The 12,707-nt window shown below is 70.3% G+C and carries 11 protein-coding genes; 8 read left to right on the top strand and 3 right to left on the bottom strand.

The features are described from left to right. Positions 1–28: 28 nt before the first annotated feature. Positions 29–1,177: a magnesium/cobalt transporter CorA gene (gene corA, locus ACIA03_RS23695; RefSeq protein ID WP_396987100.1), complete on the bottom strand. Its 1,149-nt coding sequence runs from the start codon at positions 1,175–1,177 to the stop codon at positions 29–31. A gap of 369 nt (positions 1,178–1,546) precedes the next feature. On the opposite strand from corA, the gene ACIA03_RS23690 reads away from it, so the two are divergent. The 6 genes from ACIA03_RS23690 (at position 1,547) to ACIA03_RS23665 (ending at position 9,351) form a co-directional block, all read left to right on the top strand. Then, a complete protein-coding gene (locus ACIA03_RS23690) occupies positions 1,547–1,693 on the top strand; it encodes a hypothetical protein (RefSeq protein WP_396987098.1) in 147 nt (48 codons plus the stop codon). Then, the gene (gene kdpA / locus ACIA03_RS23685) at positions 1,690–3,354 is read left to right on the top strand and encodes a potassium-transporting ATPase subunit KdpA (protein ID WP_396987096.1); all 1,665 of its coding nucleotides are present in this window, start codon (positions 1,690–1,692) and stop codon (positions 3,352–3,354) included. The genes ACIA03_RS23690 and kdpA overlap by 4 nt, the downstream gene beginning before the upstream one ends. After that, entirely contained in the window at positions 3,351–5,438 is a 2,088-nt protein-coding gene (kdpB, locus tag ACIA03_RS23680; protein WP_396987094.1) for a potassium-transporting ATPase subunit KdpB, read from the top strand. Before kdpA ends, kdpB begins: the two co-directional genes overlap by 4 nt. Positions 5,439–5,440: 2 nt before the next feature. After that, on the top strand, positions 5,441–6,052 hold the full coding sequence (gene kdpC / locus ACIA03_RS23675) for a potassium-transporting ATPase subunit KdpC (RefSeq protein ID WP_396987092.1): 612 nt from the start codon (positions 5,441–5,443) through the stop codon (positions 6,050–6,052). 5 nt (positions 6,053–6,057) lie between these two features. After that, the gene (locus ACIA03_RS23670) at positions 6,058–8,574 is read left to right on the top strand and encodes a DUF4118 domain-containing protein (RefSeq protein WP_396987090.1); all 2,517 of its coding nucleotides are present in this window, start codon (positions 6,058–6,060) and stop codon (positions 8,572–8,574) included. Between the two features lie 90 nt (positions 8,575–8,664). After that, positions 8,665–9,351: a response regulator gene (locus ACIA03_RS23665; protein WP_396987088.1), complete on the top strand. Its 687-nt coding sequence runs from the start codon at positions 8,665–8,667 to the stop codon at positions 9,349–9,351. Here ACIA03_RS23665 and ACIA03_RS23660 read toward each other — a convergent pair. Further along, positions 9,327–9,650 (bottom strand): hypothetical protein, encoded by a 324-nt coding sequence (locus ACIA03_RS23660; protein ID WP_396987086.1) that lies wholly within the window; start codon positions 9,648–9,650, stop codon positions 9,327–9,329. The two genes, ACIA03_RS23665 and ACIA03_RS23660, sit on opposite strands and share 25 nt — an antisense overlap. Positions 9,651–9,845: 195 nt before the next feature. Here ACIA03_RS23660 and ACIA03_RS23655 point away from each other — a divergent pair, with 195 nt between their 5' ends. Then, entirely contained in the window at positions 9,846–11,696 is a 1,851-nt protein-coding gene (locus ACIA03_RS23655) for an amino acid transporter (RefSeq protein ID WP_396987367.1), read from the top strand. Here the strand turns inward: ACIA03_RS23655 and ACIA03_RS23650 are convergent. Then, a complete protein-coding gene (locus tag ACIA03_RS23650) occupies positions 11,693–12,064 on the bottom strand; it encodes a globin (RefSeq protein WP_160025142.1) in 372 nt (123 codons plus the stop codon). The two genes, ACIA03_RS23655 and ACIA03_RS23650, sit on opposite strands and share 4 nt — an antisense overlap. Before the next feature lie 86 nt (positions 12,065–12,150). On the opposite strand from ACIA03_RS23650, the gene ACIA03_RS23645 reads away from it, so the two are divergent. After that, positions 12,151–12,576: an OsmC family peroxiredoxin gene (locus ACIA03_RS23645; protein WP_396987084.1), complete on the top strand. Its 426-nt coding sequence runs from the start codon at positions 12,151–12,153 to the stop codon at positions 12,574–12,576. Positions 12,577–12,707: the final 131 nt, after the last annotated feature.

The following is a 12,707-nucleotide window of genomic DNA, read 5'->3' as shown; positions in this document are numbered from 1 at the left end:
CCTCCGCTCCACCGGCGCCCGCCGCTGCTCAGATCCAGTTGCGGCGGCGGAAGAGGATGTAGAGGACGACATTGACGGTCAGCATCAGCCCGAGCGCCATGAAGTAGCCGTAGCGCCACTGCAGCTCGGGCATGAAGTCGAAGTTCATCCCGTAGACCGTGCCGACCAGCGTGGGAGCGAACAGGATCGCCGCCCAGCCGGAGATCTTCTTGACCTCGTCGTTCTGCTGCACGCTGAGCTCGCTGAGCGCCTTCATCTCCTCGTTCTGCTGCTGGGCGACCAGGGTGGCGTTGACGGTGAGGATGTCGCGCAGCAGGTTGCGGAACTCGTCGATCTGCTCGACGGTGCCGATCACGTGGTCCTCGACGTCGCGCAGGTAGCGCTGCAGCTCCTCGTCGGTGCGGTACTTCTCGAATCCGGCAGAAAGGGAGCGGACCACGCCCAGGAGGGGACGGGTCGCCCGCTGGAACTCGACCACCTCACGGGAGAGCTCGTAGATGCGACGTGACACCTGGGTGTCGCCGCGGAACATCTCGGTCTCGATCTCGTCGATGTCGTTGGCGAGGCCGGCCACGACCGGGGCGTAGCCGTCGACGACGCGGTCGAGGATGGCGTACAGCACCGCCTCCGGGCCGAGCCGGAGCAGGTCGGGGTTGCTCTCCATCCGGCGGCGTACCGGGGACAGGTCGGGCTGCTCTCCGTGGCGCACGGTGAGCACGAAGTCCGGGCCGACGAAGAGGTGGAGCTCGCCGAAGTCGATGTCCTCGGTCTCGTCGACGTACCAGGCGGCCCGCAGGACCACGAACAGCGTGTCGTCGTAGCGCTCGATCTTCGGGCGCTGGTGGGCCAGGATCGCGTCCTCGACGGCGAGCTCGTGCAGGCCGAACTCCTCGGCCAGCGAGGCCAGCTCGTGCTGGCTGGGCTGGTAGAGGCCGATCCAGGCCATCGCGTCGTCGTGCTCGTGCAGCGAGCGGTAGGTCTCGGCCAGCGTCGTGGGCGAGTCGATCCGGTCGCCGCCGACGTAGACGGCGCTGTCGATCATGCTGCCGCGGGTCGCCGGCTCCGGCGTCGAGGGACGGCCGCCTCCACCGAGCAACGGCGAGGTCGTCGGAGGGTCGGCACGGCGCTGCTTGGTGAGTGCGAGTGCGCGCAGGGACTTGAACGGGTGCTCGGACATGATGGCCTCCCAGATGGTGCGAGCGGGATCGCGACGCGGGAACGCGACGCACCAGCCCGGGCACGCTCTCCAGGTGGGCCGGACCGGTCAGGGCGAGGTGGTACTCGGAGGTTGGCCGTCCATCTCAGCCACCTCCTCTTCGCTCGCTCACCGGGCGCTGTAGCCCGCATGCCTGTTCATGTCCATGCGGAGCCACGTCCGCACCGGGACATGGTAGGACGCTCCCGCTCAGCACAGGTAGTCGCCGCATCAGGGATCCATCAAAGTGGGGGTTTCCGGTGTCAGCGAAGCGTCAATCCCGCCGCGTACGTCGTCAGGGAACCGTCAAGGTCAGGGCTGTTCGGCCCTCCGCGGGGATGCAATGGGGTCGTGCTAGATCTCGTCTACATCCTCATCACGCTGGTGTCCTTCGCGGCGCTCGCAGTGCTGGTCGGAGTCATCGACCGGCGACTGGGCGGACCCGCCGACACCGACGCTGCCCCCACTGAGACCGAGCCGCGGACGGTGAGCCGGTGAACGCCGTCGCCGCCGGGGTTCTGCAGATCGTCGTCCTGATCGCCGCGCTGGCTCTCGCGGTCCCGTTCCTCGGCCGCTATCTCGCCCACATCTACACCTCCGAGAAGCACCTGCGCGCCGAGAAGGTGGCCTACCGGGTGCTGCGGGTCGACCCCGACGCGGACCAGCACTGGCGCTCCTACGCGCTGGCGGTGCTCGGGTTCTCCCTGGTCGGAGTGCTGTTCCTCTACCTCCTCGCGCGGGTGCAGCAGTGGCTGCCGTTGAGCCTCGGCTTCGACCCGTTCCCCAGCGACGGCGCCTGGAACACCGCGGTCTCGTTCGTGACCAACACCAACTGGCAGTGGTATTCCGGCGAGGCCGCCGCGGGCAACCTGCTCCAGATAACCGGTCTGACCGTGCAGAACTTCGTCTCCGCCGCCGTCGGAATGTCGGTCGCGGCAGCTTTCGCGCGCGGGCTGGCACGTGGCCGCGGCAACGGCCGCGTCGGCAACTTCTGGGCCGACCTCGTCCGCACCACGCTGCGGGTCCTGCTGCCGATCGCGTTCGTCGGGGCGCTCGTGCTCGTGGCGCTCGGGGTGATCCAGAACGTCCGTGCCGACCTGGCGATGACCACCCTGGACGGCGGTCGGCAGATCCTCACCTCGGGCGCGATCGCCAGCCAGGAGGTCATCAAGGAGCTCGGCACCAACGGCGGCGGGCCCTACAACGTGAACTCCGCCCACCCGTTCGAGAACCCCACCCCGTTCACCAACATCCTCGAGATCTTCCTCCTCCTGGTGATCCCGTTCGCGATGGCTTGGGCGTTCGGGCTGATCGTGAAGGACCGCCGCCAGGGCGGCGCGGTCCTGGCCACGATGGCGACGCTGTGGCTCGGTGCGGTCGGCCTGCTGACCTGGGCCGAGATGGCCGGGCCCGGCACCGCGCCGCAGCTGGCGGGCGGTGCGATGGAGGGCAAGGAGACCCGCTTCGGCGAGGCGGCCTCGGCACTGTTCGCCTCGTCGACGACGGGCACCTCGACGGGTGCGGTCAACGCGATGCACGACAGCCTCACCGCCCCGGGCGGTGGCATCGCGATGTTCAACATGATGCTCGGCGAGGTCGCGCCCGGCGGCGTCGGCTCGGGGCTCTACGGGATGCTCATGCTGGCCATCGTCACGGTCTTCCTGTGCGGCCTGATGGTGGGACGTACGCCGGAGTATCTGGGCAAGAAGATCGGCCAGCGCGAGATCGTCCTGGTCGCCCTCTACATCCTGGCCACGCCGATCCTCGTGCTGGTCGGGGCCGCGGTCGCGGTGAGCTTCCCGGCCGGCCCGGCCGGCATGCTCAACTCGGGCGCGCACGGCTTCTCCGAGGCCCTGTACGCCGTGACCTCGGCCGCCAACAACAACGGCTCCGCCTTCGGCGGGCTGACCGCGGGCACCCCGTTCTGGAACACCCTGCTCGGCGTCCTCATGCTCTTCGGGCGGTTCCTGCCGATCGTCTTCGTGCTCGGCCTGGCCGGTCGCTTCGCGACCGCTCAGCACCTGCCCGTCGGCGCGGGAACCCTCCCCACCCACCGGCCGCTCTTCGTCGCGCTGCTCACCGGCGTCGCGCTCGTCGTGGTCGGCCTGACGTACGTCCCTGCTCTCGCTCTCGGTCCGATCGTGGAGTCGCTGTCATGACCCAGTTCAACGTCCTTTCCCCCACTCCTGACACCGACGAGGCACAGGAGCACCACCACGAGCGGCACACCGTGCCGGCGTCGAGCAGCGTGTTGTCGGCGGCCCAGATCCGGGTGGCCCTTCCCGGTGCCTTCCGCAAGCTCGACCCGCGCCTGCTGCTCGCCACCCCGGTCATGCTGGTGGTCGAGATCGGGGCGGTGGTGACCACGGTGCTGTCGGTCCTCGACCCGAGCGTGATGGGCTGGCTGGTCACGGTCTGGCTGTGGCTGACTGTGATCTTCGGCAACCTGGCCGAGTCGGTCGCCGAGGGGCGCGGCAAGGCCCAGGCGGCCAGCCTGCGTGCCCTGCAGACCGAGACGTCCGCCCGGCGGCTGCGCGCCGACGGCAGCGAGGAGGCGGTCGCGTCCACCTCGCTGCGCGCCGGCGACACGGTCGTGGTCAGCGCGGGGGAGCGGATCCCCGGCGACGGCGACATCATCGAGGGTGTCGCCTCCGTGGACGAGTCCGCGGTGACCGGCGAGAGCGCCCCCGTGATCCGGGAGTCGGGCGGTGACCGCTCCGCGGTCACCGGTGGCACCACGGTGCTCTCCGACCGGATCGTGGTGCGGATCACCTCCGACCCGGGCCACTCCTTCGTCGATCGGATGATCGCCCTGGTCGAGGGCTCGGAGCGGCAGCGTACGCCCAACGAGATGGCCCTCAACGTGCTGCTCTCCACGTTGACCGTGATCTTCGTGGTCGTCTGCGGGACGCTCTACTTCCTCGCCGACTACTCCGGTGCCCACCAGTCGTGGCTGGTGCTGATCGCGCTGCTGGTCTGCCTGATCCCGACCACCATCGGCGCCTTGCTGAGCGCCATCGGGATCGCGGGCATGGACCGGCTCGTACGCCGCAACGTCCTGGCGATGTCGGGCCGGGCGGTCGAGGCGGCCGGTGACGTGGACGTGCTCCTGCTCGACAAGACCGGCACGATCACGTACGGCAACCGGCAGGCGACCGAGATCATCCCGGTCACCGGCGTGACGCTGACCGGCGCGGAGAACGCCGCGGTCCTCGCCAGCCTGTCCGACCAGACTCCCGAGGGCCGGAGCATCCTCACGCTCGTCGGTCGCTCGATGGGCGGCCCCGCGGGGGCCACGATGGTGGAGTTCTCGGCCACTACCCGGATGTCGGGTCTGGACAGCCCCGGCCTGAACGTACGCAAGGGCGCGGCCTCTGCGGTGACGGCCTGGGTCCACGAGAACGGTGGCCAGGTGCCCCCGGAGACCGGCGTGATCGTCTCGGAGATCGCCGAGGGCGGAGGTACGCCACTGGTCATCGCGGAGCACCGCAACAACGACCCGGCGCGCGTGCTGGGCGTCGTGCACCTCAAGGACGTCGTCAAGGACGGCATCAGCGAGCGGTTCGACGAGATGCGCGCGATGGGCATCCGCACGGTGATGATCACCGGCGACAACGCCGCGACCGCCGCGGCCATCGCCAAGGAGGCGGGGGTCGACGACTTCCTCGCCGAGGCGACCCCGGAGGACAAGCTCGCACTGATCCGGAAGGAGCAGCGCGGCGGCAGGATGGTCGCGATGTGCGGCGACGGCACCAACGACGCGCCCGCGCTCGCCCAGGCCGACGTCGGCGTCGCGATGAACACCGGCACCACCGCTGCCAAGGAGGCCGGCAACATGGTCGACCTCGACTCCGACCCGACCAAGCTCATCGACGTGGTCGAGATCGGCAAGCAGCTGCTCATCACCCGAGGCGCGCTGACCACCTTCTCGGTGGCCAACGACATCGCGAAGTATTTCGCGATCCTGCCGGCGATGTTCGTGGTCGCCTTCCCGCAGCTCGAGGTGCTCAACGTCATGCGGCTCTCGACGCCGGAGTCCGCGATCGTCTCGGCGGTCGTCTTCAACGCGCTGATCATCATCGCGCTGATCCCGCTCGCGCTACGAGGTGTGCGCTACCGGCCCTCCTCGGCCGTCGAGCTGCTGCGTCGCAACATCCTCCTCTACGGCGTCGGTGGCCTGATCGCACCCTTCGTGGGCATCAAGCTGCTCGACCTCGTCATCTCTTTCATCCCAGGACTGTGATCATGAACGACATCTACGCCCTTCTACGGCACTCCTGGGCCGGGCTCCGGGTGCTCATCGCGGCCACCCTCCTGCTCGGGCTCGGCTATCCGCTCCTCGTCACCGGCGTCGCCCAGGTCGCCTTCCCGTGGCAGGCCAACGGCTCGCTGGTGACCGCCGATGGCGGCCGCACCACCGACCCGGCCGAGGCGGCGGGCTCGGCACTGCTCGGGCAGGTCAGCGACGACGCGGCGCTGTTCCACCCGCGACCCTCGGCTGCAGGTGACGGCTACGACACGATGTCCACCTACGGGTCCAACCTCGGTCCGGAGGAGCCGGCGCTGATCGACGCGATCAAGGAGCGCAAGGCCGAGGTCGCCGCCCGCGAGGGTGTCGCGCCCGAGGAGGTGCCCGCCGACGCGGTCACCGCCTCGGCGTCCGGGCTCGACCCCCACATCTCCCCGGAGTACGCCGCGATCCAGGTCGCACGGGTGGCCAAGGCCAACGGCCTCTCCGAGGCGAAGGTGCGTGCGCTGGTCGAGGAGAACACCGAGGGACGTACGTTGGGAGTGCTCGGCGACGCGCACGTCAACGTGCTCCTGCTCAACATCGCTGTGAAGCAGGCGGCACACTGATCCTCGTGAGCATCGATCGCAGGACGGAGCAGCCGGCCGTGCCCAGGCGCGGCCGGCTCACCGTCTACCTCGGTGCCGCGCCGGGGGTGGGGAAGACGTACGCGATGCTCGGCGAAGCGAGACGACGGGTCGCCCGAGGGACGGACGTGGTCGTCGGGCTCGTGGAGACCCATGACCGCGTGCGCACCGCGGAGATGCTCGACGGGCTGGAGGTGATCCCACGGCGGGAGGTCCTCTACCGCGGCACCACGTTCACCGATCTCGACGTCGAGGCGGTCATCGCCCGCAGCCCGGCGGTGGTCTGCGTCGACGAGCTCGCGCACACCAACGTGCCCGGCAGCCTCCACACCAAGCGGGCCCAGGACGTCGAGCAGATCCGGGCGGCCGGCATCGACGTGATCACCACCGTCAACATCCAGCACTTGGAGTCGCTCAACGACGAAGTCGAGCGGATCACCGGCGTACGCCAGCGGGAGACCGTGCCGGACGAGGTGGTCCGCACCGCCGACCAGATCCAGCTCGTCGACATGGCGCCCGACGCGCTGCGGCGGCGGATGGCCCACGGCAACATCTACAAGCCCGAGAACATCGACGCGAGCCTGACCTCCTACTTCCGGGTCGGCAACCTGACCGCGCTGCGCGAGCTGGCGCTGCTGTGGCTGGCCGACCGCGTCGACGACGCGCTCGGTGACTACCGGCGCGAGCACCGGATCGAGCATCCGTGGCCGACCAAGGAGCGGATCGTCGTGGCGGTCACGGGAGGACCGGAGTCGGAGACGCTGCTGCGCCGCGCCGCGCGGCTGTGCGAGCGTGCCAAGGGCTCCGAGCTGCTCGCCCTGCACGTGGTCGCCGGAGACGGCCTGACCCGCCCCGACGAGCGAGGCATGGAACGTACGGTGGCGCTCACCGACTCCCTCGGCGGCACGTTCCACACGGTGATCGGCGAGGACGCGGCCAGCGCCATCGTGGACTTCGCGGTGGGTGCCAACGCCACCATGATCATCGTCGGGGTCTCCCGTCACGGGAGGCTGCGGCGGCTCTTCACCGGGTCGACCGGCGACCGGATCGCCACGACGGCCGGGTCGATCGACGTCCACCTCGTCACCCACGACGAGGTCGCCCGGGGCGCACGGGGGCGGTCGGCAGGCAGCTCGCCGTTGAGCAGGGGCCGGCTGGCCCTCGGCTGGCTGAGCGCGATCGGTGCACCACTCCTGCTGGTGTGGGCGCTCCACCGGACGTCGGAGGACGTCACCGACCAGCTTCCGCTGGCCAGCCTTCTCCTGCTCGCCGCCACGGTGCTGGTCGCGCTGGTCGGTGGACGCTGGCCTGCGGTCTTCGCGGCTCTGATCGGCTTCTTGAACCTCAACTGGTGGTTCACCCCGCCCGTGCACCGGTGGACGATCGCCGAGCCGCGCAACGTCGTGGCGCTGATCGTCTTCGTGGCCGTGGCGACAGCGGTGGCCACCGTGGTCGACCGCGCGTCGCGACGCGCCGAGGAGGCGCGCCAGGCCCGCGGCGAGGCCGCGACGTTGGGAGCCCTCTCGCGGTCGGTGCTGACAGGCCAGGACACGGCCGAGGCGATCGTGGCCCGGGTGCGCGAAACCTTCGCCCAGCAGTCGGTGGTGCTGCTCGAGCAGACGCCGCAGGGGTGGGTGCGGCTGGCCGGGTCGGGGATCGGCTATCCCGCCGAGCCGGGCCAGGGCTCGACTCAGGTGAGCGTCGACGATTCCCGGGTGATCGTGCTGAGAGGGACTCCGCTCAGAGCTCGCGACCGGCGGGTGCTCGAGGGATTCGCCGTGCAGGCCTCGCTGGTGCTCGAGTATCGGCGGTTGCGCGACCAGGCGGACCGGGCGCTGGCGCTGGAGCGTGCCGAGCAGACCTCGACAGCGCTGCTGCGGGCCGTCTCCCACGACCTGCGTACGCCGCTGGCGACGATGCGCGCCGCTCTCGACGGGCTCCTGGTCGGACGGATGCCTGAGGAGGACCGCAAGGAGCTCGTCGAGTCGGCGGCCGGCTCCGCGGACCAGCTGGAGAGCCTCATCGACAACCTGCTCGACCTGTCCCGGGTCGAGGCCGGGCTGGTCCATCCCGTCCTGGGCGCGGTCAGCCTGGAGGAGTCCCTGCCGCTGGCCGTCGCGGGTCTTCCGGCCGGCGCGGTCTCCTTCGAGGTCGGTGAGGACACCCCGTTGGTGCGTACCGATCCCGGTCTCCTCGAGCGGATCGTCGCCAACCTGGTGGCCAACTCGGTCCGGGTCTCCTCCGGCGAGCCGGTGCGCATCCTCGCCCACGTGACCCCCGAGACTGTGGAGGTGATGATCGTCGACCGGGGTCCCGGCGTACCCGAAGCCCAGCGTGAGCGGATGTTCGAGCCGTTCCAGCGACTCGACGACACCTCGCCCGGCGGTCTCGGTCTCGGGCTCGCGGTCGCCCGGGGTCTCAGCGAGGCGCTGGGTGTCGTGCTGTCGGCCGACGACACCCCCGGCGGTGGGCTGACGATGGTCCTGGCGGTGCCGCGAGCATGAGCGGGCGAGCATGAGCGAGCGTCAGCGAGCGACCATAGGCCTCAGGCCGCCGTGTCCGTACGATGGCGCTTGCGCTACGGAGGCGGCGGCATGAGCAAGGTCCTGGTCGTCGACGACGAGCCGGCGCTGCTGCGCGCGCTGGCGATCAACCTGCGGGCCGCCGGCTGGGAGGTGGAGACGGCGGCCGACGGGCGCTCCGCCCTGGCCGCTGCCGCGGCCACCCACCCCGACGTCGTCCTGCTCGACCTCGGCCTCCCGGATCTGGACGGCACCGAGGTGATCGAGGGGCTGCGGGGCTGGACCCAGGTGCCGGTCGTGGTCCTCTCCGCGCGCCAGCACGGTGACGACAAGGTGGAGGCGCTCGACCTGGGGGCCGACGACTACATCACCAAGCCGTTCGCGATGAACGAGCTGATGGCGCGGCTGCGGGCCGCCGTCCGACGGTCCCAGGAGTCTGCGCCCCCGGCCCTGACCACGCTCACCGTGGGCGACCTGGAGATCGACTTCGCGCGCAAGCGGGTGCATCGTGCCGGTGAGGACGTCCGGCTCACCCCGACGGAGTGGTCGTTCCTGGAGCTGCTGGCCCGCAACGTCGGCAGACTGGTGCCCCGCGACCAGATCCTGAAGGAGGTCTGGGGTCCGGCGTACGCCAAGGAGACCCACTACCTGCGTGTCTACGCCGCCCAGCTGCGCCGCAAGCTCGAGGACGACCCGGCCCACCCGCGCTACCTCGTCACCACTCCTGGAGTGGGCTACACCCTCGACCCGGGGGAGTAGAGCGAGGCGGCGGCCCCGAGAGCCACGAGCAGGACCAGATGGCGCAGGTCGCTGGCGGCGAAGGTCAGCTGACCGCCGGTGTTGACCGCGAAGCCGGTGACCAGCCCCCAGCCGGTCAGCGCCAGCAGCAGGGCGTACGGCACGGTCAGGGTCAGCGCGGCAGCGGTGCTCAGCGCGACCATGGTGATCAGCCAGGCCGAGGAGCCGACGCCGAGGACGGTGAGGACCGCCGTGGTGACCAGCAGGACGGCGGTTGCCGCTGCGGCGCGCACGGCCGTGACCTTCTCCAGCAGCTCCATACGACCAGCCTGCGCTCATGATCACGCTCCGGCGTGCGTCTGGACGCTTCTCTGACACTCGCCCTGCGGAATCTTGACGGAATCCTTACGGGTTCCCGCGGGGCTCGGATGACGCCTGCCGCCCGATCGGGCTGAAGAATTGATGGAGTGACCGCAGTGACGACGGCGAGCAGCGTCCCGGGCGCTGCCGAGCCCATGGAGACCCACGAGAAGAAGCACTCGTGGTGGCGGGTGATGTGCCTGACCGGTGTCGACTACTTCTCGACGCTGGGCTACCAGCCGGGCATCGCCGCGCTCGCTGCCGGCCTGCTCTCCCCGATCGCGACCCTGGTCCTGGTCGGGCTGACCCTGCTCGGTGCGCTGCCGGTCTACCGCCGCGTCGCCGCCGAGAGCCCGCACGGGCAGGGTTCGATCGCGATGCTCGAGCGGCTGTTGAGTCGCTGGGGCGGCAAGGCGTTCGTGCTGGCCCTGCTCGGGTTCGCCGCCACCGACTTCATCATCACGATGACGCTCTCGGCCGCCGACGGCGCGGCGCACGTCGTGGAGAACCCGCTCTTCCCGTCCACCTGGGACGGGCACAACATGGTGATCACCCTGGTGCTGCTGGCCGCCCTGGCCGCGATCTTCCTGAAGGGCTTCAAGGAGGCGATCGGGATCGCGGTCGGCCTGGTGGTCACCTACCTGACCCTCAACGCCATCGTGATCGTCGTCGGCCTCGCGCACGTGCTCAGCGACCCGAGGGTCTTCACCCGCTGGAACGACGCTCTCTTCGTCGAGCACGGCGACATCACCACGATGATCGCCGTCTCGCTGCTGGTCTTCCCCAAGCTCGCCCTCGGGATGAGTGGTTTCGAGACCGGCGTCGCGGTGATGCCGCAGGTCAAGGGCGATGAGGGCGACACCGAGGAGAACCCGGTCGGCCGGATCCGGGGCACGAAGAAGCTGCTCACCACCGCCGCCCTGACGATGAGCGTGTTCCTGATCTCCTCCTCCTGGGTGACCACCCTGCTCATCCCGGCCGAGGCGTTCGAGGAGGGCGGCGAGGCCAACGGCCGCGCGCTGGCCTACCTCGCCCACGACTACCTCGGCAGCGCGTTCGGGACGGCGTACGACATCTCGACGATCCTCATCCTGTGGTTCGCCGGCGCCTCGGCGATGGCCGGTCTGCTCAACCTGATCCCGCGCTACCTGCCGCGCTACGGGATGTCGCCGGAGTGGGCGGCCGCGACCCGGCCGCTGGTCGTCACGATCTCGGCGGCAGCATTCCTGATCACCTGGATCTTCGACGCCGACGTGGACGCCCAGGGCGGGGCGTACGCGACGGGTGTGCTCGTGCTGATGCTCTCCGCCGCGGTGGCGGTGACCCTGGCCGCGCGCAACGCCGGCCAGCGGGTCAGGGCGGTCCTCTTCGGCCTGATCGCGGTCGTGTTCGCCTACACCACGGTCTCCAACGTGATCGAGCGTCCCGACGGCGTCAAGATCGCCGCCTGCTTCATCGCCGCGATCATCGCGGTCTCGCTGATCTCCCGGATCATGCGCTCCTTCGAGCTGCGCGTGACCGGCGTCGAGCTCGACAAGAAGGCCGAGACGTTCCTGCGCGAGTGCGCGCGCCGCCACATCCGGCTGATCGCCAACGAGCACGAGGGCACCGAGGGGCCCGAGGAGTACGAGGACAAGCTGCAACAGATGGTCAACGACAACGACCTGGCAGACGATGGCGACATCATCTTCGTCGAGGTGCTCGTCACCGACCCGTCCGACTTCGAAGGCACCCTGAAGGTACGCGGCGAGGTGACCGGACGCCGACGGGTGCTGCGCCTGGAGGCACCGGCGGTGCCCAACGCGCTGGCGGCGACACTGCTCCACATCCGCGACGTGACCGGCGTGGTGCCGCACATCTACTTCGAGTGGACCGAGGGCAACCCGGTCACCAACCTGCTGCGGTTCCTGTTCATCGGGGTCGGCGAGGTCGCCCCGACCACCCGGGAGATCCTGCGGCGCGCTGAGCCGGACCGGACCCGGCGGCCGCACGTGCACGTGGGTTAGCTGGGCGTGTTGATCATGAAGTTCGCCGCATGCTCGGCGTACGCCCAGAACTGCGCGTCCTGCTCAGGGGTGAGGCCGGCGGCGTCGAGGCCCTCGCGGAAGTGCTGGAGCCAGCGGTCACGAGCCTCCGAGGTGACCTCGAACGGCGCATGACGCATCCGCAGCCGGGGGTGCCCGCGCTGCTCGGAGTAGGTCGTCGGGCCGCCCCAGTACTGGGCCAGGAAGAGCGTCAGCCGCTCCTGGGCCGGACCGAGATCCTCCTCGGGATACATCGGCCGCATCAGCTCGTCGGTCGCCACGCCCTCGTAGAACTTGGCCACGATCGTGCGGATGGTGTCCATCCCGCCGATCTCCTCATAAAACGTCACTGAGCCATTCTTCCACGCGGGTCCGCGCTCGCCGGCCGTGGCAGGATCGGGGGCGTACGCACACACACGATCTTTGGGAGATGAAGATGGCCACCACCCGCACTGCCACCACCGTCTGGGAGGGCACTCTCTTCGAGGGTGCCGGCAAGGTGACGCTGGACTCCTCGGGCCTGGGAACCTACGACGTGTCCTGGCCGGCCCGCACGGAGGAGCCCGGCGGCAAGACCAGCCCGGAGGAGCTCATCGCCGCCGCGCACTCGTCCTGCTTCTCGATGGCCTTCTCCAACGGCCTCGCCGACAACGGCACCCCGGCGACCAGCCTGCAGACCAGCGCCGAGGTCGAGTTCACCCCCGGCAAGGGCATCACCGGCATCAAGCTGACCACCCGTGGTGTGGTCGAGGGCCTCGACAACGAGACCTTCGTCAGCCTCGCCGAGGCTGCCAAGGCGGGCTGCCCGGTCAGCCAGGCCCTCACCGGCACCACGATCACGCTCGACGCCGCCCTCGCCTGAGCACCACCGTCGGGGGGGGGGGGGGGGGGGGGGGGGGGGGGGGGGGCCCGCGGGGGCGCGGGGGGGGGGGGGGGGGGGGGGGGGCGCGGGCGGGGGGGGGGGGGGGCGCGGGGGGGGGGGGGGGGGTGGGG

It is taken from the genome of Nocardioides sp. NPDC051685 (assembly GCF_044453405.1).
GTDB lineage: Bacteria > Actinomycetota > Actinomycetes > Propionibacteriales > Nocardioidaceae > Nocardioides.
Note: the sequence above shows the minus strand (reverse complement) of the source record. Positions and strands in the feature narration are given on the sequence as shown.

Coding starts and splice junctions, on each gene's coding strand:
- corA (WP_396987100.1), bottom strand. CDS start 1,177: ATGTCCGAGCACCCGTTCAAGTCCCTGCGCGCACTCGCACTCACCAAG.
- kdpB (WP_396987094.1), top strand. CDS start 3,351: ATGACCCAGTTCAACGTCCTTTCCCCCACTCCTGACACCGACGAGGCA.
- kdpC (WP_396987092.1), top strand. CDS start 5,441: ATGAACGACATCTACGCCCTTCTACGGCACTCCTGGGCCGGGCTCCGG.
- ACIA03_RS23665 (WP_396987088.1), top strand. CDS start 8,665: ATGAGCAAGGTCCTGGTCGTCGACGACGAGCCGGCGCTGCTGCGCGCG.
- ACIA03_RS23660 (WP_396987086.1), bottom strand. CDS start 9,650: ATGGAGCTGCTGGAGAAGGTCACGGCCGTGCGCGCCGCAGCGGCAACC.
- ACIA03_RS23655 (WP_396987367.1), top strand. CDS start 9,846: ATGGAGACCCACGAGAAGAAGCACTCGTGGTGGCGGGTGATGTGCCTG.
- ACIA03_RS23645 (WP_396987084.1), top strand. CDS start 12,151: ATGGCCACCACCCGCACTGCCACCACCGTCTGGGAGGGCACTCTCTTC.